We start from the raw sequence: 26,091 nt of genomic DNA, 5'->3' as shown, positions 1-26,091 counted from the left end.
GCGCCGATGGAAATCAGCCCATTCCCCGCCAGCCATTGTTCCAGGCTCGCCCGGATTTCCGATGCAACTCTATCGAGGATGAACATGACAAGTGTGAACCGCTCGTTTTTAGCCGGATTGTTCTTGGTGGCGATGGCGTTCCCAACCTGGGCGGCCGATCTGAAGGACATCCAGGAACGGGGCGAATTACGTCATATCGGCATCCGTTACGCCAATTTCGTCACCGGCGCGGGGGATGGCTTCGACGTGGAATTGATCCAGGGCTTTGCCCGGGAGATCGGCGTCGACTATACCCTTGTCTATTCGGATTTTTACAATGTGATCCGCGATCTCCTCGGCAAGGACGTGGTCCGCAAGGGCGACGCGGTCACGCTGGAAGGCGACTACCCCGTGAAAGGCGACATGATCGCCACGGGGTTCACCGTCCTGCCCTGGCGCGAGGCGGTCTTGCTGTACTCCCAACCCACCTTTCCCTCCCAGGTGCTGCTGGTCGCCCGTTCCGACTCCAATTTCACCCCGATCAAGGGCAGCGACGACCTCGTTGCGGACATTGGCGAAACCAAGTCGCTCATCGGCAAAAACAGTCTGTTGGTCATGGAGCGCACCTGTCTGGATCCCGGAAACTATGGACTGAAAGGATCGGGGATCGATCTCAAGTCCTATACCAAGAGCACCAATCTGAACGAAATGGTCCCCGCCCTGCTCAACGAGGAAGCGGAACTGACCCTGCTCGACGTACCTGACGCCATCCTCGACCTGCGCAAATGGGCCGGCCGGATCAAGGTCATCGGCCCGATCTCCGAACATCAGGATCTGGCCGCCGCCTTCCCCAAGGACGCACCCGAGCTGCGGGCCGCGTTCGACGCGTACCTGGTCAAGATCAAGGCCGATGGTCTCTACGATCAACTGGTCGACAAGTATTATCCCGGCATTCGCCGTTATTTCCCTAACTTTTTCGCCCGCCAGGATTGAGGCCAAGTCCTGTTCATCCGCGGACCGATCAGGCAATGACTCTTCTTGGCCGACTTGCGCCACGATGGCCGCTGATTCTGGCGGCCCTCTTTTGCGTCTACACCTTTATCCTGCTCTGGAATGTCCACACGTCCCAGGACCTGCTGCGCTCCGCGGCGGATGCCCGGCTGGTGGCGGACAGCCAGCGCCGGGCGGCGGCGATCGGCGATTTTATCGCCGCGCGGCGCGATGGCATCGCTGAACTGGCCGAGCACCAGGATCTCGAAGCCTACCTGATCAACCGCGCCCTAGGCATGTCGCTGCAATACGGACTCAATGCCAATCTGGAGGCCATCGAACAGCGTTTTCGCCAGAAGGTCGCGAAAAAGACGCTCCGTGGCGCGCCCATTTACAGCCGCATTCTCTATCTCGACGAACACGGCGAGACGCTCGCCGACCTCAGCCCCTCGGCACCCCCCGTCATCCTGCCCGCCGGTTTCGAGACTGCGGTCAAGGTCTTGATCGACTCCGAACACAACCAGATCGTCACCAGTTCGCCGGTGTTTCACAAAGGCGTTTACAGCGGCGTGGTCGTCGCCGTCGGCGATCTGAAACAGCTCGCCTGGCTGTTGATTTCCAGCGGGACGGACGACCAGGAGGACGTACCCTATCAGGAACTGCTCCTGTCCGCCGATGGACAGGACATCCCGGCACCCGGCAGCCGCCTGACGCTCGGGCGCGATGTCGCCCGGATGCTAGCCCGATTGCCGGAGAATACCCTGGCGCCCGTGAGCACGCTGACCAAGACCAGCGCCACCTTGACCGACAAACTGGCCCTGCGCACGGCCGTGGCGGAGACGCCACTCTCGCTGGTGACCCTGATCGCCGAAGACAGTGTCTATGGGCACATCAGCTCCCGTCTCTTTCTCTATTCGCTCAGCGCGGTTCCGTTCATCCTGCTGTTCGCCGCCATCGCCATCGACCGCCTGCGTCGGCGCGCCCTTCAATTACAGGCCGAATATGCCGAATCCGACCGGCTGCGCGACGAGTTCCAGCGTCACAATCAGGTGCTGTCGGCTGAAATCGCCCGCCGCGAGGCGTTGGAAAACGAACTTCGCGACAATGCCAACCGCCTGGAACAGATGGCAGCCGAACTGCAAGCCAGCGTGTTGAGAGCCGAGGACGCCAGCCGCGCCAAGTCCGATTTCATGGCGACCATGAGTCATGAAATCCGCACTCCCATGAACGGCATCATCGGTATGACCGAACTGACGCTGGACACGGAATTAACGGACGAACAGCGCGATTGTCTCAACATCGTGCGAATGTCCGCCGACGGTCTCCTGACCATCATCAACGACATCCTCGATTTCTCGAAGATCGAGGCCGGCAAGCTCAGCGTGGAATCCATCGATTTCAATCTCCATCGCTTGATCAATGAGGTGATGAAGACCCTGGCGGTCAAGGCGGACGAAAAACATCTGGAACTCCTGTGCGAGATCGACCCTCAAGTGCCGCGGGCGGTGTTCGGCGATCCTGGGCGTCTGCGCCAGATCCTCATCAATCTCATCAATAACGCGATCAAATTCACCGAAACCGGCGAGGTGGCGCTACGGGTCGTGCTACAGGAGACCGTCGCCGATCGGCTCAACCTGCATTTCGCCCTGCGCGATACCGGAATCGGCATCCCGCCCGAACACCAGGCCCGCATCTTCGAGGCATTCTCGCAGCAGGACACCTCCACCACGCGGCGTTTTGGCGGAACCGGCTTGGGACTCACCATTTCCAGGCGACTGGCGGAACTGATGGGCGGACGCATCTGGGTGGACAGCCGTCCCGGCGAGGGCAGCACCTTCCATGTGGTCCTCTGGCTGGGTCTGGGCACACGCGAGGCGCTCTCGCCCCCGCCCCAGGATCTGCGGGACAAGCGCGTCTTGGTGGTGGACGACAATGCGACCAACCGCCGCGTGCTGGGGAAGCTGGTGGTGCAATGGGAGATGCAACTGACCGAGGCGGCGGATGGACGCGAGGCGCTCCAGGTTCTGGAGGCCAATGTATCCACCCCCTTCGATGTGCTCCTGATCGATTATCACATGCCGAACATGGACGGCTTCGAGCTGGCCGCGGCGCTCCAACAGGATGCGCGTTTCCGCGATCTGAAGCTGATCATGCTCTCCTCCGCCTCCGTCCGGGGGCTTGGGATGCGCTGCCGGGAGCTGGGCATCGACGCCTTCCTCACCAAGCCGGTGGCGCGCCACGAACTCCTGAAGGCCATCCATGCGCTGCTGGGTCGCACCGATCATCAGCCGGATCCGGCGCCCCTGATCACCCGTCACTTGCTACGCGAGGAGGACGGTCCAGCCGCGCTCAGGATCCTGCTCGCCGAGGACAATGCCGTGAACCAGAAGCTGATGCTGATGGTTCTGAGCAAATGGGGCCATGAGGCCACGCTCGCCCAGAATGGTCAGGAGGCGGTCGACTGGAGCGAGCGTGCGCCATTCGATCTCATCCTGATGGACATGCAGATGCCCGTCATGGGCGGACTGGAGGCCACCCGCCGGATCCGCGACCGCGAAGCGACCGCGCCGACCCCAAGTCGCCTCCCCATTTACGCCCTCACCGCCGCCGCGCTGCCGGAGGAGCGCGCGGCGGGCCTGGCCGCGGGTCTCGACGGTTATCTCACGAAGCCGCTCAACAAAAAGGAATTGCAGGATCTGCTCTCCGAGGCGATTTCCGGGAAAGCTCGTACCAGAATCAACGCGTCGAATGGACAGGATTGACAGGATTTATATGCGCTCGGCGCGGATGTTGCGCGGCATCGCCGTAGGGGCGAATTCATTCGCCCCGACATCCCTGGATCCGCGCAACCGACGTGGCGAATGAATTCGCCCCTACAGGCCAGTGCGAATCCCACGCAAGTAAAAATCGCACCCTAAATCCTGAACTGCCCCACCCGTTCCTGCAACTGCGCCGCCAGACCGGCCAGTTGCACGCTGGCCGTGGCGATCTGCGACGAACCGGCCGAGGTTTGATCCACCGTCCCCGAGATCGTGTGGATGTTGCGGTTGATCTCTTCCGCGACCGCCGTCTGTTCCTCGGCAGCACTGGCGATCTGCCGGTTCATGTCGTTGATGCTGGTAATCGAGGTGCTGATGGTATGCAGCGACTCGCCCGCCTTGCGCGCCTGAGCGACACTTTCGCGCGCCTTGGACTGCCCCTTCTCCATCACCTGCACCGCCCCGGCCGAGCCGCTCTGCACCCGCTCGATCTTCTCCTGAATATCCAGGATCGAGGACTGGGTGCGGCTGGCCAGGGTGCGCACCTCGGCGGCCACCACCGCGAATCCGCGACCCTGCTCGCCGGCCCGCGCCGCCTCGATCGCGGCATTGAGCGCCAGCAGATTGGTCTGCTCGGCCACGCCCCGGATCACATCCAGCACCGCCCCGATCTCCTTGCTATCCTCGGATAGCCGCGCAATCACCTCGCCAGCGGATTCCACCTCGCGGGCCAGCGACTCGATGGCCGCGATCGTCTGCATCACCACCTCGCTCCCCGCATCGGTCTCGGTGTCGGTGTCCTGCGCGGCACGCGCCGCGGCCGCGGCATGGCGCGCCACCTCTTCCACCGTCGCCGTCATCTCGTTCATGGCGGTGGCGACCTGATCGGTCTCGGATTGTTCCAGCTTCACCTGCTCACGCATCTCCTCGCTGGTCGCCGAGAGTTGTTCGGCCGCCGCCGCCACCTGCGCGCTGGCCGTCGCCACCTCGCGCAGCACGCGCTGCATATTCGCCACCATGCGCGCAAAGGCGGCCAGCAGACTGGTCGTGTCATCCTGGCGCAGGTCGATCCGCGCGGTCAGATCGCCTTCCGCGACCCGGTTGACCACCTCGACCACATAGGATGGCTCCCCGCCAAGCTGACGCAGCGTGTCGCGTGTCAGATACAGCCCCAGGAACACCGCCAGCAGCAGCCCCAGGCCCATCCCGACCGCGGTGAACTTCACCATTTGACTCGCTTCCGCCAGGGCTTTCCCGACCGCGGCATTGGTGGCCTGATTGTTGAACGCCACCATCGTATCGATCAGCACGCCCACGCGATCCGAGATCAGCCTCATGTCCGTCACCAAGCCAACGAATTCCGCGTGCAAGGGGGCATAGTCTTCAGGGCTGGCCGCCTGAATCAGGCTGCCCAGGAGTTGATCCAGCCGCGCATAGCTCGCCCGCCAGGCCGCGTATTCGGTTCTGAAGACCTCGTAGACGGCCTTCTCGTCCGCGGATTTCGGCAACCTTTCATACGCGGCCAGCGCCTCCTCGACCGTCTTCCAGGACGCCAGGCGCTGACGCGAAACCAGTTCCAGCACCTTACGCGTCTCCGGCGACCAGACCGCCTGACCCTGCACCTCAAGCGTCTGCGCGCGCACCTGCAAACGTTCGATATTCATGCGATCCAACTGGATGATGGACGGCAGTCGCACCTGGCCGATCGCCTCGATATGAGCGCGCATGTCCAACTCGCCCTTGATTCCAAACAACCCGACGATCAGCACGATCATCGCCACCGACAGAAAGCCCACCAGCAACTTGACACTCAGACGAACCTTTTTCATGACAACTGTTCCCGATCGATAAAAACTGGATCTGATGAATCCTGTGCACCGATGGTTGCGCTTTTCAGACAGGCCGAGTCAGGACAAGCACCAGTAAAGCTCGATACATCCCTGCGTCGATGGGGAGAGCGGCACGAACGTCGCGAGAGATGTCGTCGGATTCGCGTCAAGATCATCGACCGCCATGAATAAAGCGCCCGACAGGCGCCTTTCCTTCCACTCACAGGATCGCTCGAAGCCATCGAGCGTGCTGGGAGTCTACTGCAATTTCACTGGCCGCGAGCGACCTCGGTCTTTAGGACACGCCAACGGCGTCGACCCGCTTGCAATCGGGGTTTCCCGAGCCTGCCAGAACCCGATTGCAGCCAGCGCGCTTGGCGGCATAGAGCGCGCTATCCGCCTGATGATAGAGTTGATCCAGATCCATCCCATGGCGATATGTCGCGACCCCAATGCTGACGCTGGCATTGACCTGCCCCTCGGTCGCGGTCGCGACCGCAATTGTCGCCACCGCGCACCGGATCCGCTCCGCGCATTCCATCGCGTCGGAAAGATCGGTCCTGGGCAGCAGCACCACGAATTCATCGCCGCCGATCCGCACGCAGAGATCCGCAACGCGCGTGACCTCGCGCAGGGTCTTGGCCAGCGCGCACAGCAAACGATCGCCCACCGGGTGACCATGGGTGTCGTTGACGGCCTTGAAGCGGTCGAGATCCATCACCAGCATCGACAGCGGCTGCTTATGACGGATGTTGTCCGCCAGCCACTGCGCACCCTGCAAGGTCAAGGCACGACGATTGCCGAGACCGGTCAGCGGATCGCGCTCCAACTGCTGGCTCAGGTCATGAAAACGCAGGGCGTTATGCAGCGCCTGCGCCGCCAGACCCAGCAGCCCCTCGATCCGCACCTGCTCGGTCTCGGAGAAGCGGCGGCCGCGCATCAATTTCAGCGTCCCCATCTCCCGCCCGTTCAGGGTCAAGACATATTCCAGCCGATGACGATCCGGCTTTCCGCCCGACAGTTCGAGCTCGGATTCCGCATGCCGGTACACCCAGCCGCTCTGGGCGACCAGATCGTAGAGGAAGCCGCCGAGCGTGTTCAGCACTTGATCGAGATCCAACGAGGCCGAGATTGCCTGTAAAAACCGGATCGGATCGATAGATTCCGACGGCTGACGCACCGGTGGCTCGACCGAGGACACGAGGGTCAGACGCGGCGTTTCGGCTTGGCTGTTCAGGTTCACGGGAGTTCCCCAAAGTGTTGATCCTGAGTTTGATTTAGCCAAAGCCGTGCCAGATATAAAAAATCTATATTAAATAATGGATTAGCGATTTCGCGAAGCTAAAGCGACAGCATTTTGACGGTTTTTTAAACAAGGGAGCATCGGACGACGCGTCGCGCGGTCGTCGTTCTTGCTTTCGTTGTCGTTGTCGTTGTCGTAATCGGATCATCGACAACGACAACGAGCGATGGCCGAAACGATGATCGACGCCGAAGGCATTGAACGATGATTCGCGGGGAGTTGCCTTACCCAACACACCCGGAGCCATGCTGCCGACAAGGCCCCTGGCTTGCACCCGTGCGAGGGCGAGCGGACAATCGAACCTCATTCGGGAGCGGAACGCGCCGTCATGCAGACATCCCTTGGCCTTGCCCACCTGATGCGCCGCCATTTGGCGGGCGAGGACTTGACGCCACTCGGCCGATCCCTGCTCGCACGGGCGACGCAAGACCCGAACGATGCCGCCTCGCTCTTCGATGCCGCCATCATTTTGCAGTTTCTCGGCAATCCGGCACTCGCGCTGCAACTGCAACGGGAGGCGCTCAGGCTGTGCCGGCACTACGTCATCCCCGCCGCCCTGCCCGTCCGGCTGCGCCTGCTGGCGCTCATGGCGCCCGGCGAACTCATGGCGAATGTCCCCATCGAGTGTCTGCTGGAAGACTCGGATATCGAGCTTCATCTGTACTACGCCCTCCCCGGCGAGGCCGCTCCGGCGGACCTCCCCGAGCATGACCTGCTGTTCGTCGCGATCGGCGAATCGCAGGCGAATCGCCGCCTGCTGACCGACTGGCTACCCCATCTGGCCATCTGGCCAAGACCCATCCTGAACAACCCGCGACACATCGCCCGCGTCGCCCGCGATACCGCCGCGCGGCGCTTGCAGGGACTGCCGGGGATCGCCATGCCGCCCACCTGGCGCGTTGCTCGGGAAACCCTGCGGCCACTGGCTGAAGGCCGCGTGCCGGATCGACAACCGCCGTCCGAACTCGGCTTCCCCTTCATTTTCCGCCCGCTCGACTCGCATGCCGGTCACGACCTGAGCAAAACCGACACGCCCGCGCAGCTCGCCGCACAGCTCCAGACCCTGCCCGACGACGAATTCTTCGTGGCGCCCTTTATCGACTACCGCAGCCCCGATGGGCTTTTTCGCAAATACCGCGTGATCCTCGTCGCCGGACAGCCCTTCGCCTGCCACATGGGCATTTCCAGCCACTGGATGATCCATTATCTCAACGCCGGCATGGCCGACAGCCCCGAGAAACGCGCCGAGGAAGCCGCCTTCATGGCCGATTTCGAGCACGCCTTCGCCGTCCGGCACGGACCGGCGCTCGCCGCCATCGATCGCGCCATCGGACTGGATTATCTCGGCATCGACTGCGCCGAGCTACCGGACGGACGCCTGCTGATCTTCGAGGTCGATCACGCCATGGTCGTTCACGCCATGGATCCGGTCGATCTTTTCCCTTATAAACAGGCCGCCATGCAAACCATTTTTACCGCCTTTCGCGCCATGCTGCTCCAGGCCGCCGCGTCAGGGTCATCCGGCACCTGACGATGAACCATCTGAATTTTTCCGGCGGACCCGGTGTCTTGCCCGCCACGGTGCTGGCCGAAACTCAACAGGCCATCGCGTGCGTCCCCGAGGTCGGGCTGTCGATCCTGGGCATCAGCCATCGCTCGGACTGGTTCGCGGGCGTCGTCGACGAGGCCGAGCGCAATATCCGCCAACTGCTCCAGCTTCCCGAGAGCCACGCCGTGCTCTTCCTGCAGGGCGGTGCCACGCTCCAGTTCTCCATGATCCCCATGCTGCTGCTGCGCCATCGCCGCCAAACCGCCGACTATCTGCGCACCGGCTACTGGAGCGCCAAGGCGATTCCCGATGCCCGGCTGGAAGGCGAGGTGCGCGTCCTCTGGGATGGCGAGCCCTGGGGCTTCCGACGACTGCCCCGCCCCGACGAACTCGACTTTTCCGACACGGCGGCCTACCTGCACTATGTCTCCAACGAAACGGTCGAAGGCATCCAGTACCACGCCATCCCCGGACTCGACCAAGTCACGCGCGTCTGCGATATGTCATCGGATTTTCTGTCGCGGCCCTTCGATCCCGAGCGTTTCGATCTCATTTACGCCCACGCCCAGAAGAACATCGGACCCGCCGGCGTCACTGTCGTCATCGTCCGGCGCGAGTTGCTGGACCGGACGCCGGACGGACTCCCCGCCATGCTCGACTACCGCGCCCATCTCAAGGCCCATTCGATCTACAACACGCCCCCGGTCTTTGCTATCTATGTCGTGCTGCTGGTCACCCGCTGGTTGCTGAACGACATCGGCGGACTGGACCGCATGGACGCCATCAACCGTCAAAAAGCCGACAGCCTCTATGACATCATTGATCGCAGCGACGGTTTTTATGACGGCTGGGCGGCGCGCGAGGATCGCTCGCTGATGAACGTGGTCTTCACACTGCCGACCGCCGACCTGGAAGCGGACTTTCTGCGCCAGTCCGCCGCGCAAGGTTTCAGCGGACTCAAGGGACATCGCTCGCTCGGCGGCATCCGGGCCTCCATCTATAACGCCATGACACCGGCAGCCGTCGACGCGCTGTGTCGGTTCATGCGGGAGTTTGCCGATGCCAACCATTCCGCTGGAGGATTCTGAGCATGACCCCGAAAAAACTCCCTATTGGCATTCAGACCTTCGCGAAACTGCGCGCGACGGACTGCTATTACGTTGACAAGACCCACTTTGCGCTGAAGCTCATCGAAGAGGGATCCTATTACTTTCTCTCGCGCCCGCGCCGTTTCGGTAAATCGCTGTTCATCGACACCCTGGCGGAACTCTTCGCCGGCAACGAGCCGCTGTTCCGAGGGTTATTCATTCAGGATCGCTGGGACTGGACGATCCGCTACCCGGTCATCCGCCTGAGCTTTGCCGAAGGCGTGCTGCACAGCCGCGCGGCACTCGACGGGAGAATCCTCGACTTGCTGGAGGAGAACGAACAACGACTTGGTGTCGCGGGCGAAGCCCGGAGCATTTCAGGGCGCTTTTCCCGACTGATTCAACGGACGCATGAACAACACGGAGAGCGCGTGGTCGTGCTGGTGGACGAATATGACAAACCGATTCTCGACAACCTGACCCGCCCCGAGATCGCCCGCGAGATGCGCGACGGACTGCGCGATCTCTACTCGGTGATCAAGGGCCAGGATGCAAACCTCAAGTTCGCCTTCCTCACCGGCGTGAGCAAGTTCAGCAAGGTCAGCATTTTCTCCGGGCTGAATAACCTGAACGACATCACCGTCGATGCCGCCTATTCCGCCATCTGCGGCTACACCGACACGGATGTCGACAGCGTCTTCGCGCCGGAGCTTGACGGTCTGGATCGCGACGCCATCCGCCGCTGGTACAACGGCTACAACTGGACCGGCGAGGCCGTCTATAACCCTTTCGACCTGCTGTTGTTGTTCCGCAAACGCCTCATCCACCCCTGGTGGTTCGAGACCGGCACCCCAACCTTTCTGGTCGATCTGCTCACCCAACAGGGCTTTTTCACCCCCCGTCTGGCGCATCTACGCGCCGATCAGGCCCTGCTGTCGGCCTTCGATGTCGAGCACCTGACTCCCGAGGCGCTGCTCTGGCAGACCGGCTATCTCACCTTCAGCACCTCGCGACGCATCGGCGCGCGCACCGAATACACCCTGCGCTACCCCAATCTGGAAGTCGAAAGCGCCCTCAACGACGTGCTCGTCAAGGCGCTGATCGGCAATCCGGGTCGGGCCAGCGAACTGGCAAGCCGACTCTACGACCTGCTGATGGCCGCCGACTTCAGCGGACTGCGCGCCCATCTCGAAAGCCTGTTCGCCGCCATTCCCTATCAATGGCAGACCAACAACCCAATGACCGAGTACGAAGGCTATTACGCCAGTGTCTTCTACAGCCATTTCGCCGCGCTCGGTCTGGACCTCACGCCCGAGGACAGCAGCCACGCCGGACGCCTGGATCTCGCGTTACGGTTCAACGGCCAGATCTGGCTGTTCGAGTTCAAGGTCGTGGAGTTGGAACCGGAAGGGAAGGCATTGCAACAGATCAAGGACCGAGGCTATGCCGACCAATACCGCGCCGAGGGCCAGCCGATCCATCTGATCGGCGTGGAATTCAGCCGCGAGCGACGCACCCTCGTCGGGTTCGAGGTCGAAACCGTACTCCCGTAGAGAGACCATGCTGGGAGCGCCGACTTGTCGTCGGCCCCTGGGGCGTTCGACTTGTCGTCGGACGAGTCGGTCGGCGATGGATCGACTGCCCTTGTCGTCCCGCGCCGCGATCCGCTAGAGTCCTTGTCTTGATTGGTGCGAAAGAGGAGACGCCCGCATGGCCCTGGCCCAGGAAGATATTGCCTTCATCAAAGACCACCTCGGCGAATGGCTGGCCGAACAAAGCCTCGGCAAGCCGCCGCTAGTCTACGAAATCGAACTGCGCGAGCGCATGGTGCGGGTGGAGGAAGAACTCAAGCACCAGCGCGAACTGATGCGCCAAGGCTTCGAGCAGATGGAGAAACGCTTCGAGCAGATCGACAAGCGCTTCGAGCAGGTCGATAAACGCTTCGAGATGGTAGAGAAGCGCTTCGAGCAGGTCGACAAACGCTTCGAGCAGATGGAAAAACGCTTCGAACTGATCGACAAACGCTTCGAGCAGATAGACAAACGCTTTGACGAGATGCTCAAGCGCCACGACCAGCAGTTTCTCTGGCTGGTCGGATTCATCGCCACCAGCACGGGTCTCGTCATCGCCGCCCTGCGTTATCTGTAGCGAGGATGGTTGGAACCCGTGCCGGATGGGGCATGCGCCCCGTCCGGCTAGAGAAAAGGCCACCGGAAGAAAAACCTCGGTTCGGCCAGCCTCGGAAGACGTCGGGGGTCGCCCGCCGCCAACCGAACCGAGTCAACAACCCAGCGCAAACCTCATCAAGACGCTTGGCGCAACATCTGAGGAATCGCATCCCAACCGGATTTGATCTCGCGCAGCAGGCGGCTCACTTCATCCAGCGCGCCCAGATCGTTACGCAAGTTTCCCTCTAACAGACGCCGGGACATGTACTCGTAGAGCGCCTCTAGCTTCTCGGCCAGATCCAAACCCTTGCCGTGGTCCAGGCACGTCCGCAGACCGTCGATAATCGTGATCGCCTGGCTCAGCTTCTCGCCCTTGACGCGGATATTGCCCTGCTCCATCGCGCCGCGCGCCACGGCGATGCGCTCAAGCGCACCTTCGAACAGCATCTGGATCAAGCGATGTGGATCGGCAACGGCCGCTTCCGCCATGGGACCGGACTGACGGTATTGCTGTAATTCTCTGCGCATCGCTAACATGGCGTTCTTCACTCCAGATGAGTGGTTAAAAGATTAATTGTCAATCGACAACAAGTTGCGGCGTCTACGCCTTCTCAGTCAGGCCGGTCCACCTCATGCCACCCTCGCGCATCTGCGCCATGAGCTTCAACGCCTGTTCCGACGGAATCTGACGGATCACCTCCTTGCGCTCGACATCCATGACGCTAATCACGACATGCCCCGTCTCCTCGTCCACGCTGAACTCCAGCGCGCGTTTTTGGTCCTGCAGGAAGCTGTTCATCGACTCGACCGCCTGCTTCAGTTCCGTGGTGGGCTTCGGCTCTGGACCGCCGCTCTTGGTTTCTTCCGGTGGCGTCCGCGCGTGCTCCGAGGATCGCTCGATCGGCGTGGACGAACCCGTTGGCGGACTCGAAACCGACGGATCTTCGGCGCGTTTCGCCTCCGTCTTCACGGTCGTCTGTACTGTTTTGGCAGTCACTCCCGCGAGACTTGAAATCGCTTCGATCATGAGGACGCCCTCATCGTCCGCGGGCAAGTGACAACCAAGTCTGAGCCGAAACAACGCACCTTTCGTACCTACCTTGCGGTGATTGATGGATGGATGGATGGATTTCGGCTCTTCTCGGTCCATCGCCAGGGATTTGGCGTGGTGTCCTGCTCCGCTCATGGTGAAAGTAACGGCGGCTCGAGAGATTTCTTTAGGTCCAAAAAAAGTCCGCTCAGGGAGCGGACCATCCAAAAAACTCGCGGTTCTCAGGAACCGCTGCGCGGATCGTCGAACGTCAACTCGACGCCGTAAACGGCATCCGATCCACCAGCCCTTCCAGTTGACTGCCGGTCCCCTGGAGACTGTTGACGATATTCTCCATCGCGGTGAACTGGGCGAAGAGACGCGCGGAGACGCCCTCCATCCGGCGATCCAGCCGGGTCGTTTGCTCGTCGAGCCCGTCGAGTTGGGTCTGAATGCCAGTCTCGCGGGTCTTGATGATGCCCGAGGAGCCGAGAAAATCGTCGATCAGTTTGGATAACTCGCCGCCGAAACCGCGCGAGAAGCCGATCTGGAAGCCATTCGTTCCGCTCGCCTCGCTCTGCGCCCGCGCCCCGGCGCCAACGCTGAGATTCAAGCCATAGGCATCCGACTCGATGTCGGGCAACAGCACGTTGCCGGCACCGAAACCCGCCACGCCGTTGATCGTCCCGACCACGTCGAGGCCACGGGTGCCGGTCATCGCCTGACTGATGCCCAGCTTGCTCATGTCGGTTCCGGTCTCGGTCAACGCGACCGCGGAGTTGGCACCGCCCGTGCTTGAGATGAAACTGAATCGATTGGTGGTCGTGTCATAGGCAACCTCCAGTGCCACGCCCGCCGCCGTCAGTTTCGCATCGGCATTGATCTTTAATTCGAGATCCGCGCGCAACGCCTCGGCTGACGCATAGGTGTCGGTCAGATCGATGGCGTTTGACTCCACGCCATCGATACTGATCTTGAACCCGTAATCCCCGCTGGCCGTATCCAATGGCGTGGTAAAGGTATCGGTCGGCGCATCGAAGCCCGTCTGCGTCACCGCGCTCCCCGTGATGTTTGCCCGCGTTGGCGCAAGCCCCAGGGCGCTCAGGCTCGCGCTCGTCTCGGTGAGCGTTGCCCGCGAGATCGCGCCATAGTCGCGCGAGGTAAAGGTGAAACCGTTGGTCGCGGTATCGAAGCCGACATCCAACGCCACGCCCGCCGCCTTGAGACTCGCATCGCCATTGATCTTCGACTGGAGATCCGCCCGTAACTGCTCGGCGGAGCTATAAGTGCCGGTCAGCGTGATCAGATTGGAATTGTTGCCATCGACGTTGATCTTGAAGTTGTAGCCCCCGCCGGAGGTATCCAGCGGCGTACTAAAGGTATCGCTCGCCGCCACGAAATTCGCGTGCGTGATTCCGGCGGCCAGAGCCTGTCCGTGCGTCGGATCCTGAGTGATCTTAACCGCGTAGGTACCAGCGACCGCGTTGGCCGCAAAGGTGCCCTGATTGACCGTCACCGCCGTGTTGGCCGAGGTCGTCTTGTCCGCGAATAGATCGCCGAGCAGGTCGAACTGGTTAGCGATCGCGCTGCTGAATTCGGTCTCGCTGATCGAGAGACTGCCGTCGCGCTCGGTGCGGATGCCGACATTGGTCAACGCCGTGAAACCCGACTCCAGGCCGGGCACCGCGCTGCCGATCAGTTCGCGCATCCGAGTGATCATAGTGCGGGCCGAGCTATCGCCGGCCAGATCGCCGCGCACCAGATTGTTGTCCTCGTCGCGGCTGTAGCCCACCAGCTTCTGAGTGGTTTCCTGGAAGGCGTTATAGGCGGTGACGAAGCCGCGCACGGCTTCCTCGGCGGCGCTTTTATCCGCGGTGATCGAAAAGCTCAGACTCTCGGTCGAGACTTTATTGACGGTGAAGGCCAGGCCATCGATCACGTCGTCGATCGCGTTGTTCTCGCGTACCACTGTCAGACCGTTGACCTTTAATTCGGCATCCTGAGCTTGCTGGGTCTCGGTGACATCGGCGAAGGTGGTTGCATTGAAGGCGAATGCATTCAGACTGGGGTCATCGACCGTGATCTGCATGGCGTTGGACTCGCCCGAGGGCGAGGTCAGCAGGAGCTGATACTGGCCGTCCACCTTCAGCACCGACGCCTGCGCGCCCGAATTCAGCGCGTTGATCTTGTCGGCGATGGTATCGAGCGAATCGGTCGCCTTCACGTCGATCGAGACGGCGGCGCGGTCCGCGTTGACCGTAAAGTTAATGGGCTGTTTAGAGGCGTTATAGCCCCATTCGCCGAAGCTGATCGTCATGGACCCGGATTTGCCAAGCGCGCTGTCGCGTTCGGTCTGTGCCTGGGTCGCGAGCGACTGCGCGCTAGCGACCGCCAGCACGTCGATTTTATAGGTGCCGGTTTGCGCGCCGGGCGACACGCTGTCGGCGGTAATGGCTTCCGAGCTGGGGACAGTGGCCGAGCGGGCGTTGAAGAGATCCTGGCTGCCCAGCGAACCCATCGCGGTCTGGAGCGTCGCGAGCGCGCTCTTCAATTGACCGTACCCGGAGATCTGCGCCTTGAGCGTCTCCTGGCGCGCATCGAGTCGCTGCTGCTGCGGGGCGCGTTCGACCGCCACCAGTTGGGGGACCAGTTTGGCGATGTCGATCCCCGACCCTGCGCCGAGCGAGCTGATGATGTTGGTATCCACGACGATCGCCCTCTTACCTCGATGAACCTGCCGCTCAATACCCTTCAGTGAAGGATTTTCCGCCCACCCCAAGCGCCGACACCTGGGCGCTCCCATCGCGACAGATGCGGTGTTACGCTTTCTTATTAAAAATCAATCCCACCAACCCATCGACATACTCCGCGAATTTCAGGGTTTCCTCGCTCGGAATCTGGCGGATCACTTCCTTGGTCTGGGCGTCCGTCACCCGGACCACCATCTGCCCGGAATCGTCGTCAAGCTGAAAGCTCAAGGTCTGTTGGCCGTTCTGCATCATCTGGTTGATGCGATCCACCGCTTGGGCGACCTGTTCGACCGTGGCAGGTCGGTCCTTGTTCAGCGCATTGACATCGGCGAGACCGGGCGGAGTGCGTTCAGCGGGCGCTGCTTGCTGTATCGAATTGGCTGACGGCGCCGTTTCCTGAGACGGACCGTGCGGCGTCGCCGCCATCGGTAGATGGCTGACCGACACCACATTGAAAGAGTCACTGGCCATGATCTTGATTCCCTGGTTCGGCTGCGAGGTCGCTGGATAGGCAAATTTGCCCTAAGTTGATTCGCGGGACGCGGCCTGCCCATCCTGCAACCTCGGCGCTGAAAGGATGGGTTTCGCTGGCGCTCTACCCATCCGACTTTAGCTTACCGCAGGAGCGAGAGCACCTGCTGCGGTGCCGAGTTGGCCTGGGCCAGCATCGCCGAACTCGCCTGCTGCAACACCTGCGACCGGGAGAGCATCGCCGTTTCTGACGCAAAGTCCGCGTCCTGGATGCGCGAGCGCGAGGCCGTGGCGTTCTGCGAGATGCTCGACAGGTTGTTGATGGTGAAGTCCAACCGGTTGTTCACCGCACCCAGATCGGCCCGCACGTTGTTGACCGTTTCGAGGGCGTTGTCAATCGCCTTGATCGCCTTGTTCGCCCCGTCCACGGTCGAGATGTCGATGCTGGAGAGCGACTGGCCGTCCTTGCCGCCGCCGTAGTTACCCAAGGCCAGGCCCGAGTAGGAAAGATTGGTATCCGTCCCGCGCGTGATAGTGATCTCCTTGTCGGAGCTGAGCGTGAATTCGCCGACGAAGGTCTTGGCGCCAGCGTCAAAACCGACATTTTCACCATTCGAAATATTCGTGATGATGTTGCGACCGTCCTCGGCAACAAGCTGGACACCACCACCATCGGCCGAGCCTTTCTCGCCGGTATCGATGGCTTTCACCCCAGTCTGATCGGAGATCTCATTGATCGCATTCACCAACGCCGTGCGGTTGGCGCTCAAGTCGCCCACAGTCGTATTAAAGCCGACAAAGCTCACCCCATTGATGGTTCCAGCAACGCTCGCGGCTCCGGACACCTGAGCGGTCGTGTTGTCGGCACGATTCTGGTTGACCGTCGCGGTCACCCCGGTCTTGTCGGAGACTGAATTGAAAGCCGCTGCCTTGGCGATGGCGCTGGCGGCCTTGGAGCCAGAGGAGGCCGTATCGTCCGTGGCGTAGGATGGCCCCACCGACACGCCATTGACGAAGACGTTGCCCGCCGTCATGGCTTGCGTCGAATCAGCGAGTTTCGAGGAGATCTGCGTGGCGTTCCCGGTATAGGTGCCTTCCGTGAAACCCGCATCGATCGAGTGACCCTCGGAGCCAGAGGTGATCTCGATCGGCTTCCCGCCCGAAGACACCAGGGTGACGGTGCCGGTGGTGAGCGAGACGCCCAGTGCACCGGCAGTGGTCGCAAGACCGCCGATACCCGTATTGGCCGCGCTTAAAGAGCCTGAAGCCATGTGCAGGCTGATGTTGCGCCCGTCTGCGGCGGTGAGGGTAATTCCGCCATTATCAGTCCCGGAATCGGTCGCGATGACCCCTGTGCGGTCACTTTCCAGATTGATCGCCTTGATGATGTTTGCGCGATTGGCCGCATTATCGGCCGAAGCAGTTCCCGTGGCGACCGCGCTGATCGTTAGGTTGATCTTGACGCCATTCAGCGCAATCACTCCGGTGGCTGCGCCGCCCAAACCTGGGCCGGTGGCCATGGCGCTCCCGCCGACGCGGGTTTCGCCCACGATCGCGGTAACACCGGTCTGATCGCTCTTCGCATTGATGGCCGCCGCTGTCGAGATGGCGCTGGCCTCCTTGCCATAGGCGGAGGCATTATCGGATGACCCTTTGGCGCTATCGATCGCGATACCGTTGATAACGAGATCGCCGGTACCCAGGGCCTGCGTTCCAGTGGTGCTGTTTGAAACAGCGGCCGACATGGCCGCAGCGACCGTGCTAGCCGTTGCGTGAGCTACTACGGTCTCGGACGCCGTCCGCCCGATCGACCCCACACCCACGGACTCCGACACACCCAGCGATTTGGCGTCGAGCGTACCGATGCTGACGGTAATCGTCTGGTTCGCCTCGGCGCCGATCTGCAACTTCACATCTTGTGAGGTGCCGTCCAGCAGGTTCAGTCCATTGAAATTGGTGCTGCTGGAGATGCGGTCGAGTTCCTTGACCAACTGCTGGGTCTCGGCGTTCAGGGTGGTGCGGTTGCCGCTGGTGTAGGTGCCGTTGGCGGACTGCACCGACAACTCGCGCATGCGCTGCAGGATGTTGCTCGACTCGCTCAAGGCACCCTCGGCGGTCTGCACCAGCGAGATCCCGTCATTGGCATTGCGCACCGCCTGATCGAGCCCCTTCACCTGCGAGGTCAGGCGGCTGACGATGGCCGAGCCCGCCGCGTCGTCCTTGGCGGAGTTGATGCGCAGGCCGCTGCTCAAGCGTTCCATGGACTGACTCAGGGAGCCCTGAGACTTGGTGATATTGCGCTGTGCATTGAGCGACGCAACATTGGTGTTGATGACCATTGCCATGACTGTTCTCCTGTCTTCGTCGAACCGGCGATCTGCTGGGCATCAGCGGTCTGCCGTGGGGTGATAACGGATAGTTCGATTGGGGTATCGGCCAGTGGACCAAAAGCTTTAGAACCGAAACCTTACGCCTCCCGTCGAAGCAAGTTATCGGCCAGTCGGGCGCGCCCTAAAGCGCCATCCGCGCCCGCGCCGCGAACTTGCGACGACGTTCCGAAAGACGGGACGGGGGATTGAACGGAAAGCCGGATGGGGCAAATGTCGCGTCCGGCATGCGCGTCAAGAAACTGGCAGGTGCGCCGGTCAGGGAGCCGGGAGTATTCGACCCGTCCTATCTGGATCATGCCGCTTGCCAGACTCAACCTGTCAGACCAAGCTTAACCGACTTCGTTAGCGACGCTCGCCATTGGCTGGTGCGCGCCGCATCCTGGCGACCACCTCGGATCGGCAGATGATAAGGAGGTCACTGTCACCGGACCATCACAGCGTCTCGACTTCGAACCCCACGACATTGCGCCCCTCGCGCGAGAACTCCACCCCGATCAGATGGATCGGCTGGCCCAAGGCGCGGTACTTGTCGGCATAGCCCTGGTCCTTGATCTGTTGCAGGGCGCGTCCCTCCGGCGCCAGTTCCACCACTTTGAACTCGAACAGATAAATCCGACTGTTGAAGCGCACGGTCATGTCGATCCGTCCCTGATTGGTGGCGTCCTCCAGCGTGATGTCCAGACCAACCGCGGCGAAGTAGCTGTAGAAGACGCTGGCATAGTAGCCTTCGTACCGGGCGATGGGATTGTTGCGATACCAGTCGCTGGGGATGCTGGCGAAGAAGGCGTGAAACAGGTCTTTCAGGCCCGTCAGGTCATTGGCCAGGAGCAATCGATAGAGTTGCTTGCGATTTTTGACGGTTGCCTGAGGCTCCTGCGTCCAGGCGCGTAGCAGGCTGTGATAGAGGCTTTGGTAAACCTCGCGGTTGGGGAAGCGGAGCTGGTAATAGTAGGTGCCGCCGAGCAGTTCCTCGCGCGCGATGGTCAGATACCCGGCTTGGAACATCAGCGCCTCGGTGGGGATGTCGTCGACCTCGAAGGTGGAGAGCAGGTCGGCGTCGGTCTCCAGTTCGCCCAGCTTCGGTAACCAGGTCTCGCGCTCGGTCAGAAGACGAATGAGAAACGTCGGGGTGCCGGTCTCGAACCACCAGGGGCGAAATTGGCGTTCCTGAAACAGCAGCAGCAGATCGAAGGGGTTGTAGACCGCCTCGCCCGTCCAGTTATAGCCGTTGTACCAGCGGCGGATGTCGTCGCGGTCGAGTCCATCGAGTTCGGGCGTGAAGACGGTGTCGACATCCGCGTCGGTATAGCCGCAGAGGGTCGAATACTCGGGCGACAGGGTGATATCGCGCAGATTGTTCAGGCCCGAAAAAAGGCTGACCTTGCTGAATTTGGAGACCCCGGTCAGGAAGACGAAACGCAGATGGGCGTCTTGATCCTTGATGACCGAATAGAGATTCTTCAACCCCTCGCGCATGGCGCACGCGGTGGCGGGATCGGTAATGTTATCGAGGATGGGTTTGTCGTATTCATCGATCAGTACCACCGCGCGTTGGCCGGTGTGTTCGTGCGCGAGGCGGATCAGTTCGGCGAAACAGCCAGCGACATCCTGGGGATCCGGACAGGTCAGGCTCAAACGCACCTGGTTGACGCGCAGGATGTCGAGGATGCGCCGATCCAGTTCCGCCCGGGTCTGGAGCACCCCGCCGCCGAAGCTGATGGCGATCACCGGATGACGCACCGTCCAGTCCCAGCGCGGATGGATGTCCAGCCCCCGAAACAGCGGTTCGTTGCCCTCGAAAAGCTCTTTGAGGGTGTCGAGAAAGAGGCTCTTGCCGAACCGGCGCGGACGGGAGAGAAAGTAATAGCCGGAGGTTTGGGCCAGACGCCAGGCCAGGGGCGTCTTGTCGACATAGTAATACTCACCCTCGCGGATCTTGGCGAAGGTTTGGATTCCGATGGGGAGTTTGCGACGGGGTTGGGTCATGAGACATGCAACCGACCAATGGACATGGGGTCCAGTGTAGCGCCCGGCGGAAAAGAAGGCGCTGCGGATCCCGACCCTCTCTCCGCCTGTTGTCATTGACTGAGTCAGCCGAGGTACTCCCATGCCATCGCCGTCCCCATGGCGAGATCTCGGTTCACCCGACGCCCAAGCAGGGTCTCGTAATACTTCGGCGCCAGGCCGAAACCGGGACGCACAATGCGCAGATTCTCGGGCGTCAAGATGTCGCCGGTCTTGAGATCGGCGGCGGCGTAGATCGAACGGCGGAAGCGCAGCGAGGGCTTCTCTGCCTCGGTCGGTCCGTAATGGATACCGCCGAGCGCCTGCCAGGCGCGTTCGGTTTCGGTGACCAGCGCGGCCATTTCGGCGGGTTCCAGCGAAAAGGCGCTGTCGACGCCGCCATCGGCGCGGCTGAGCGTGAAGTGCTTTTCGATGACGGTCGCACCCAGCGCGACCGCCGCCACGCTGACGCCGATCCCGAGGGTATGGTCCGACAGGCCGACCTCGCAGCCGAACAGGTCGCGCAGGTGCGGGAGGGTGTTGAGATGGCTATTCTCCGGGCTGGCCGGATAGGTGCTGGTGCACTTGAGCAGCACGATGTCCTGACAGCCGCCTTCGCGCAGGGTGCGCATGGTTTCGTCGAGTTCGGCCAGCGTGGCCATGCCGGTGGAGACGATGACCGGCTTGCCAGTGGCGGCGACCTTGCGGATCAGGGGTAGATCGGCGTTCTCGAAGGAGGCGATCTTGTAGCAGGGGCAGTCGAGCCCTTCGAGGAAATCCACCGCCGTTTCGTCGAACGGCGTGCTCAAGCAGAGGATACCCAAGTCTCGCGCCCGCGCCATGATCGGGGCGTGCCACTCCCAGGGGGTGTGGGCGATTTGGTATAACTCATACAGACTGTGCCCGTGCCAGAGGCTGTTTGGGTCGCTGATGAAGAAGTCGCCGCTGACGACCGGCAGGGTCATGGTGTCGGCGGTGTAGGTCTGAAGCTTGATGGCATGGGCACCGGCACGCGCCGCCGCCTCGACGATCGCCAACGCCCGCTCCAGCGATTGGTTGTGGTTGCCGGACATCTCGGCGATGACGAAGGGTGGATGAGTCGCCCCAATCGGCCAATCCGCCATGACGATGGCACTGCTCATGACCCTTCTCCCGCCTCCAGCAACAATCGATCAGTCAACCGCCGACTCAGCCAAAAACCAGTATCGCGAAGTGCCTTCAACTGATCCGATAAGGATGCGATCTTCCCCGCCCGCTTGGCCCAAAGGAGCACACCTAACGTGCCAGTCATTCGCAGCCGTAAGATGCGCGCCTTTTCCCGCGCATCAGAATCGTCGAGCAAGAGAAGCGATCTTCGCTGCTCCAAGGCGAGCGCGATGGCCTCGGCTTCACCGCGGTCGATCTCCGCGCGGAGAAGCCGGACCAGATCAAGGTTCTCGACCTCGACCACGCGCAGCCAAGCGGCCTGCTTGATCATTGCCATCTCGGGCCGGTCCCTGCCCTCCGTCACGCATTCATCATAGACCGCGCGAGGAATCAGCACCTCACCAAAGCAGCCCGGCAATAAACCCAACTGATCAATCTTGGCAAGGTGGATCAATGGAGAGGAATTACTGATGACCGGCTCTTGCGTACTCAATATCTTCCTCCAATTCCATTTCGCCGTAATGCCTGGCCAAGCGTCGCTCCGCAAGGCCTTCGAGGAAAGCCCATTTGTCAAGCGAGGCCAGACGGCGAGCCGTACCCATCGATGCGAGTCCGCGCGCATACAGAGCGTACGCGAGTTCTGTCTCCAATTGATGGTCAAGCTGATCGCGCGGCCACTTGATCGCCGCGGCAATGTCTTCAGGAATACGTAACGTCATGGTCATAGCGAAGGCTCCAGTCAATGTATTGCGCTTGCCGGGAATATCCTGGGTTTCAGTGTAGGCGACATCCCTCTCAGGGTGTCGGAAGCCAAGCCCCCCAATGCCGAGTCATGACGGTCCAACGCATGTGGCACTGTCGCGAAGTGGTCGGATCGGCCGGGCGCCAACGCCCGCTCCAACAATTGGTTGTGGTTGCCGGACATCTCAAGCGATGACGAAGGGTGGGTGGTTATGGCCAACAGGATGATCGACGATCTTGATCATTCGATGACTTCCGATGGCAATAAGTCTTCACGATCGAAATGGACATGGATCATGAAGACGGATTGATCCGGCAACACACTGATCGACTGAAATCCCTGGGTAGCGAAAAACGCGGGAATCCGCGTGGTCAATGACACGACACCAGACGTCGCATCGAGCAAGTGGTTCACAAGTGCCCGTGCAATGCCGAGATGTCGAAAGTCTGGATCCACCGCAAGTGTCTCCAGGGTGCCGCCCTTGCTATTCGGCGCAAGATGGATGAACCCGATGATCCGCCCGTCCCCGGAACGCGCGAGCCAGGCCGGAAAACCTGTACGATATTGCTCGATCAGTCGGTAAAACACATCTCGCGGCGGACGTGAGTAGCAACGATCCAAGAGAACATGGAGTTGAGGGAGGCAACCCGACAAGAGTTGACGCTGCTCAATGCTGTACTTGTTGTTCATGGTAGTTGATCACTCATGGCTGATGACACCGAGAATCACAAAGTCTCCCTCAAACCATGGAATTGAGAACAAGTGTCGTGCAATGCCGACAAGGTCTCCGGTATCTGTCCACCCTGCCGCGATGCACACAAAGTCGCGAGTAACTTTGCCGCCACGCGGATTTGACCGGCAGCCCGTTGCTTATGAGTCGGCTGAATTCGTTCGTCTTCGGCCACTGTCTGGCCCACCAGCGTGAGAATCCAGGTCTCGATCGCCCATTTTGGCAATGCAATCAGAATCCGCTCGCCGGGCGCGACATCCGCGACATCGACCGCCTGACAAGCGATCTGAAGTGTTTGGCGGCGTTGCCCTATCTTTTGCTGGTCGAGATCGGTCATCACGATTAGCGCATTGTTGATACGGTTGGCCTTGCTGCGATATGCACGCAATTCCTGTGGATAGCGATCGATCACCCATTGCTTCGCATCGCCCCGTCCGGCGGGAGCAATGCAGGCGCGGATTCGCCTCGCGGACACGCCACGCTCAAGCAGAAAACGTCGGCAGAATTGCTCATGGCGTTGGTCCTCGCACAGCAGGATCACCTCGGTCGCGCTGGGGCGGGTCATTGCCAGCCTCGCGCCAGCGTCTCGCCTGCATCCAGCCCATCGGTGGATGCGAAGGGTTTGACGCGGGTCGGGCCGCCCTGATCGCGCTCGATCAGCAGAATGCGTTCGTCGCCCAGATAGTTCATCAACTCGGGATGGTGCGAGACGAGAATCGCTTGAATGCCGCCGCTGGTCGCGCAGCGTTCCTGCAATTCAGCCAGCCAGGGTTGTATCTCGCGCAGGGCGACATAGTTGTCCGGCTCGTCGAGGCACAGCAACAGTGAACGATCTTCATACAGATAGAGCAGCGCGTACAGAATCATCAGCGCGCGTTGACCATCGGACAGTTCGTCGAAGCCGTATTCCTGATACCGCGTCTGTGCGCCAGCAACCCCGTCGAATTGAACCTTGAGTAGACGTTTGCTGCCACTCTCGCGTAACGGTAACGCCGCCAGCCCAGGCATCATTTCGCGCAGGGCCGTCACCACTTTCATGGTCGCGGCTGGATTCTCCAGGGCCATCGCGCGATACCAGGACACGAAATCATGGCCGGCTCGATCCAGAACCAATGTTTCCCGCTCCGATTCAGCGGCGATCATGGCTGGAATGAGGCCCAGCACGAGGATGCGACCGAGGTGCTCGCGAAACCGGCTCAGATACAGATTGCTTGGGCCGGACTGGAGCATCCCGATACCACTCCGCGACCAGTCGAACGCAATGGTGGGGCCTTGGCTATGATCATCTCGATAGAGCTGCGCAACACGATCCCGAAAGGCGTAGAGCGGTTTGCCATCGAGTTCCAGGAACTCCTGCTGGACCCGTTGCAAACTACGCTGGATTTCATGTTCGATGACGAGGCGGTAGCTGAACATCTGTCCTTCAATCCAGAAATCAGCCTCGAAGCGTTGCAGCGGCCGTGCATCCCAGCGTGTCAGTGTGGCGGTCGGAAACGCATCCACGGTTACTTTCCCGGTGACAAAATCGCGCAACAAGGCGATGACGTCGAGAATCGTGCTCTTGCCGCCGCCGTTTTCGCCAACCAGGAGACAGAGTGCTTCTGGCTTGAACTCAAAATTGACGAAACTGCGATAATTATCGATGTAGAGTCGTTGAAGCATGTCAATGTCAAACTCGGTGACTTCTGGATTCATTCGCATGGTGGCTGATCGCGATGCGATACCGCCGCCCCCGCCACTCGAAAAACGCCGGATAGCGCCGGTTGTCCACTACCCGCAATAAATCGAACTGCTCGGCGATGGTCCGGCAGGGATCAAGCCGGCTGTCGTCGGGGCCACGGCGAGGGTAAAGGCTCTCCGCGCCAGTCTGCGGTCGGGCCTGCGCGACGCTGGCCGGATAATGCTCGACGAACCAGTGGCACAGATCCAGCGTAGCTGCCGCCTGGGCGGCGCGCAGCTCGTCCACCAGTTCATGGCCCTGGAACTCAATCCAGCGTTGAGCATAGATCGCTCCGCTGTCGATGTTTGCGGCCGCCTCAAAGAGCGTCACCGGGATGCGGGCGCGGCCCTCCAGGATCTGCCAGGTCAGCGGCGACCAGCCCTTGCCGTGCGGCAGATCGCTTTCATGCACCACCAGGGTATGGCCGAACAAGGCCCGCGTGGCGCTCGGCACGAGGCGACCGAAACTGAGACAGAAGCAGAAATCCGCGCCGGGCGATTCCTCGATCTGGTGCGCCCAACGCACTTCATGACCCAGTTCGCCCCAGTCGATCACAAGATCCTCCACATAGACGTTAATCCAGCTTTCGGCATCGGACAGGATCAGGATTTTACGGGGGGGGGGGGGTAGATTTCCGCTGGTCCGTCAGGGCGTCCAGTTGCGCAATGCGAGCGCGCAGACGGTCACGTTGCGGCTCCCATTCGGCGGAAAGCAAACCGAATCGGATCACGTCGACGTAGTGCGTACCATCGAAATGTTGATCACGAAAAACACCCTCCCGAGTAAAACCGAATTTTTTGTGCAGATTGACGGATGCCGAATTGGAAACTAGCGCCTCGCCATTGAGCTTGTGCAGACTCAACTCGCCAAAGGCCAGTTAGAGCGAGGCATAGAGAATCCGCGTCCCCGTGCCGGGCGTGGCGTCGGGTCTGGCGTAAAACCCCCAAAAGGCGCTCCCCTGCCCCGGATCGAGGTCGGTGAAGTAGACGACTCCTGTCGGCGTTCCGTGACTGTCGCGAGCGAGATACCAGCGCATGGCGGGATCTTGACACATGCGCTGGAACCAGGCGCGGTGCTCATCCGGGGTGATCTCGTGATGGCTGTACATATTGCGCCGCACGGCTGGGGCGTTGCGCCACGGAAGAATCAGCTCGAGATCGTCTTCGGTCAGCGGGATCAGCAGCATGGCTCGACCCCGTCGGGCAACCAGTCGTCGTCCAACAAGATGTCCATCGCATAAAGCGATTGCCCCGGAAAGTGGGCCAGCGACAATCCGGTCTCGTTACTCGCCAATACCAATGTCACTAGGAGCCTGTCCGACTTAGGTCGGACGTCGCGGCGAAGCCGCTCTGGAGGCTGAAAATCAAGGTGACTTTCTCATCAATGGGTCATTGAATGGCCATTTTTCACGACATCGACGCCACGTCACGCTGTTTTCATGGA

22 protein-coding genes are annotated in these 26,091 nt (G+C 61.1%); 6 read left to right on the top strand and 16 right to left on the bottom strand.

Going from position 1 to position 26,091, the window contains the following annotated elements; genetic code table 11:
- Positions 1–132: 132 nt before the first annotated feature.
- Positions 133–972: a transporter substrate-binding domain-containing protein gene (locus QZY07_RS07630; RefSeq protein WP_295401291.1), complete on the top strand. Its 840-nt coding sequence runs from the start codon at positions 133–135 to the stop codon at positions 970–972.
- A 35-nt stretch (positions 973–1,007) separates the two neighbouring features.
- Positions 1,008–3,731: a response regulator gene (locus QZY07_RS07625; RefSeq protein ID WP_295401289.1), complete on the top strand. Its 2,724-nt coding sequence runs from the start codon at positions 1,008–1,010 to the stop codon at positions 3,729–3,731.
- 152 nt (positions 3,732–3,883) lie between these two features.
- Here the strand turns inward: QZY07_RS07625 and QZY07_RS07620 are convergent, their stop codons facing one another.
- Positions 3,884–5,557: a methyl-accepting chemotaxis protein gene (locus QZY07_RS07620; protein ID WP_295401288.1), complete on the bottom strand. Its 1,674-nt coding sequence runs from the start codon at positions 5,555–5,557 to the stop codon at positions 3,884–3,886.
- A gap of 295 nt (positions 5,558–5,852) precedes the next feature.
- Complete coding sequence (locus tag QZY07_RS07615) at positions 5,853–6,800, bottom strand: GGDEF domain-containing protein (protein WP_295401286.1); 948 nt, start codon at positions 6,798–6,800, stop codon at positions 5,853–5,855.
- 388 nt (positions 6,801–7,188) lie between these two features.
- Between QZY07_RS07615 and QZY07_RS07610 the strand changes: the two genes are divergently transcribed.
- From QZY07_RS07610 to QZY07_RS07595, 4 genes are all read left to right on the top strand, one after another.
- On the top strand, positions 7,189–8,391 hold the full coding sequence (locus QZY07_RS07610; RefSeq protein WP_295401284.1) for a RimK family alpha-L-glutamate ligase: 1,203 nt from the start codon (positions 7,189–7,191) through the stop codon (positions 8,389–8,391).
- Positions 8,392–8,393: 2 nt separating this feature from the next.
- Positions 8,394–9,497 carry a phosphoserine transaminase gene (locus QZY07_RS07605; RefSeq protein ID WP_295401282.1) on the top strand — a complete coding sequence of 368 codons (1,104 nt, stop codon included), beginning with the start codon at positions 8,394–8,396 and terminating at the stop codon, positions 9,495–9,497.
- 2 nt (positions 9,498–9,499) lie between these two features.
- The gene (locus QZY07_RS07600) at positions 9,500–11,050 is read left to right on the top strand and encodes an ATP-binding protein (protein WP_295401280.1); all 1,551 of its coding nucleotides are present in this window, start codon (positions 9,500–9,502) and stop codon (positions 11,048–11,050) included.
- A gap of 157 nt (positions 11,051–11,207) precedes the next feature.
- Complete coding sequence (locus tag QZY07_RS07595; RefSeq protein ID WP_295401279.1) at positions 11,208–11,645, top strand: hypothetical protein; 438 nt, start codon at positions 11,208–11,210, stop codon at positions 11,643–11,645.
- A 155-nt stretch (positions 11,646–11,800) separates the two neighbouring features.
- Here the strand turns inward: QZY07_RS07595 and fliS are convergent, their stop codons facing one another.
- The 14 genes from fliS to QZY07_RS07525 all read right to left on the bottom strand — a co-directional run bounded on the left by fliS (position 11,801) and on the right by QZY07_RS07525 (position 25,834).
- Positions 11,801–12,202 carry a flagellar export chaperone FliS gene (gene fliS, locus QZY07_RS07590; RefSeq protein WP_295401277.1) on the bottom strand — a complete coding sequence of 134 codons (402 nt, stop codon included), beginning with the start codon at positions 12,200–12,202 and terminating at the stop codon, positions 11,801–11,803.
- Positions 12,203–12,266: 64 nt separating this feature from the next.
- Positions 12,267–12,923: a flagellar protein FlaG gene (locus tag QZY07_RS07585; protein ID WP_295401275.1), complete on the bottom strand. Its 657-nt coding sequence runs from the start codon at positions 12,921–12,923 to the stop codon at positions 12,267–12,269.
- Positions 12,924–12,966: 43 nt separating this feature from the next.
- A complete protein-coding gene (gene fliD, locus QZY07_RS07580; protein WP_295401273.1) occupies positions 12,967–15,402 on the bottom strand; it encodes a flagellar filament capping protein FliD in 2,436 nt (811 codons plus the stop codon).
- A gap of 112 nt (positions 15,403–15,514) precedes the next feature.
- A complete protein-coding gene (locus QZY07_RS07575; protein WP_295401271.1) occupies positions 15,515–15,916 on the bottom strand; it encodes a flagellar protein FlaG in 402 nt (133 codons plus the stop codon).
- A 143-nt stretch (positions 15,917–16,059) separates the two neighbouring features.
- Complete coding sequence (locus tag QZY07_RS07570) at positions 16,060–18,261, bottom strand: flagellin (protein ID WP_295401269.1); 2,202 nt, start codon at positions 18,259–18,261, stop codon at positions 16,060–16,062.
- Between the two features lie 477 nt (positions 18,262–18,738).
- Positions 18,739–20,292, bottom strand: a complete 1,554-nt coding sequence (locus QZY07_RS07565) for an ATP-binding protein (RefSeq protein ID WP_295401267.1) — start codon at positions 20,290–20,292, stop codon at positions 18,739–18,741.
- Between the two features lie 104 nt (positions 20,293–20,396).
- Positions 20,397–21,452: a pseudaminic acid synthase gene (gene pseI, locus QZY07_RS07560; protein ID WP_295401265.1), complete on the bottom strand. Its 1,056-nt coding sequence runs from the start codon at positions 21,450–21,452 to the stop codon at positions 20,397–20,399.
- Entirely contained in the window at positions 21,449–21,949 is a 501-nt protein-coding gene (locus tag QZY07_RS07555; protein ID WP_295401264.1) for a DUF3368 domain-containing protein, read from the bottom strand. The genes pseI and QZY07_RS07555 overlap by 4 nt, the downstream gene beginning before the upstream one ends.
- Positions 21,921–22,181 carry a UPF0175 family protein gene (locus tag QZY07_RS07550; RefSeq protein WP_295401262.1) on the bottom strand — a complete coding sequence of 87 codons (261 nt, stop codon included), beginning with the start codon at positions 22,179–22,181 and terminating at the stop codon, positions 21,921–21,923. Before QZY07_RS07550 ends, QZY07_RS07555 begins: the two co-directional genes overlap by 29 nt.
- 257 nt (positions 22,182–22,438) lie before the next feature.
- Positions 22,439–22,888 (bottom strand): GNAT family N-acetyltransferase, encoded by a 450-nt coding sequence (locus tag QZY07_RS07545; protein ID WP_295401260.1) that lies wholly within the window; start codon positions 22,886–22,888, stop codon positions 22,439–22,441.
- 35 nt (positions 22,889–22,923) lie between these two features.
- Positions 22,924–23,493, bottom strand: a complete 570-nt coding sequence (locus QZY07_RS07540) for a hypothetical protein (protein ID WP_295401257.1) — start codon at positions 23,491–23,493, stop codon at positions 22,924–22,926.
- A complete protein-coding gene (locus tag QZY07_RS07535; RefSeq protein ID WP_295401255.1) occupies positions 23,490–24,590 on the bottom strand; it encodes an AAA family ATPase in 1,101 nt (366 codons plus the stop codon). The genes QZY07_RS07540 and QZY07_RS07535 overlap by 4 nt, the downstream gene beginning before the upstream one ends.
- Before the next feature lie 7 nt (positions 24,591–24,597).
- Positions 24,598–25,215: a formyltransferase family protein gene (locus tag QZY07_RS07530; protein ID WP_295401253.1), complete on the bottom strand. Its 618-nt coding sequence runs from the start codon at positions 25,213–25,215 to the stop codon at positions 24,598–24,600.
- 310 nt (positions 25,216–25,525) lie between these two features.
- Positions 25,526–25,834 (bottom strand): GNAT family N-acetyltransferase, encoded by a 309-nt coding sequence (locus QZY07_RS07525; protein ID WP_295401251.1) that lies wholly within the window; start codon positions 25,832–25,834, stop codon positions 25,526–25,528.
- Between the last annotated feature and the right edge of the window lie 257 nt (positions 25,835–26,091).

This window comes from uncultured Thiocystis sp., from assembly GCF_903866365.1.
GTDB lineage: Bacteria > Pseudomonadota > Gammaproteobacteria > Chromatiales > Chromatiaceae > Chromatium.
Note: the sequence above shows the minus strand (reverse complement) of the source record. Positions and strands in the feature narration are given on the sequence as shown.

Excerpts from the sequence above, each read along its gene's own strand:
- QZY07_RS07630 (WP_295401291.1), top strand. The coding sequence starts at position 133 with ATGGCGTTCCCAACCTGGGCGGCCGATCTGAAGGACATCCAGGAACGG.
- QZY07_RS07610 (WP_295401284.1), top strand. The coding sequence starts at position 7,189 with ATGCAGACATCCCTTGGCCTTGCCCACCTGATGCGCCGCCATTTGGCG.
- QZY07_RS07535 (WP_295401255.1), bottom strand. The coding sequence starts at position 24,590 with ATGCTTCAACGACTCTACATCGATAATTATCGCAGTTTCGTCAATTTT.
- QZY07_RS07600 (WP_295401280.1), top strand. The coding sequence starts at position 9,500 with ATGACCCCGAAAAAACTCCCTATTGGCATTCAGACCTTCGCGAAACTG.
- fliS (WP_295401277.1), bottom strand. The coding sequence starts at position 12,202 with ATGTTAGCGATGCGCAGAGAATTACAGCAATACCGTCAGTCCGGTCCC.
- QZY07_RS07620 (WP_295401288.1), bottom strand. The coding sequence starts at position 5,557 with ATGAAAAAGGTTCGTCTGAGTGTCAAGTTGCTGGTGGGCTTTCTGTCG.
- QZY07_RS07625 (WP_295401289.1), top strand. The coding sequence starts at position 1,008 with ATGACTCTTCTTGGCCGACTTGCGCCACGATGGCCGCTGATTCTGGCG.
- QZY07_RS07565 (WP_295401267.1), bottom strand. The coding sequence starts at position 20,292 with ATGACCCAACCCCGTCGCAAACTCCCCATCGGAATCCAAACCTTCGCC.
- QZY07_RS07575 (WP_295401271.1), bottom strand. The coding sequence starts at position 15,916 with ATGGCCAGTGACTCTTTCAATGTGGTGTCGGTCAGCCATCTACCGATG.
- QZY07_RS07525 (WP_295401251.1), bottom strand. The coding sequence starts at position 25,834 with ATGCTGCTGATCCCGCTGACCGAAGACGATCTCGAGCTGATTCTTCCG.
- QZY07_RS07540 (WP_295401257.1), bottom strand. The coding sequence starts at position 23,493 with ATGACCCGCCCCAGCGCGACCGAGGTGATCCTGCTGTGCGAGGACCAA.
- QZY07_RS07605 (WP_295401282.1), top strand. The coding sequence starts at position 8,394 with ATGAACCATCTGAATTTTTCCGGCGGACCCGGTGTCTTGCCCGCCACG.
- QZY07_RS07550 (WP_295401262.1), bottom strand. The coding sequence starts at position 22,181 with ATGACCATGACGTTACGTATTCCTGAAGACATTGCCGCGGCGATCAAG.
- pseI (WP_295401265.1), bottom strand. The coding sequence starts at position 21,452 with ATGAGCAGTGCCATCGTCATGGCGGATTGGCCGATTGGGGCGACTCAT.
- QZY07_RS07545 (WP_295401260.1), bottom strand. The coding sequence starts at position 22,888 with ATGAACAACAAGTACAGCATTGAGCAGCGTCAACTCTTGTCGGGTTGC.
- QZY07_RS07570 (WP_295401269.1), bottom strand. The coding sequence starts at position 18,261 with ATGGCAATGGTCATCAACACCAATGTTGCGTCGCTCAATGCACAGCGC.
- QZY07_RS07595 (WP_295401279.1), top strand. The coding sequence starts at position 11,208 with ATGGCCCTGGCCCAGGAAGATATTGCCTTCATCAAAGACCACCTCGGC.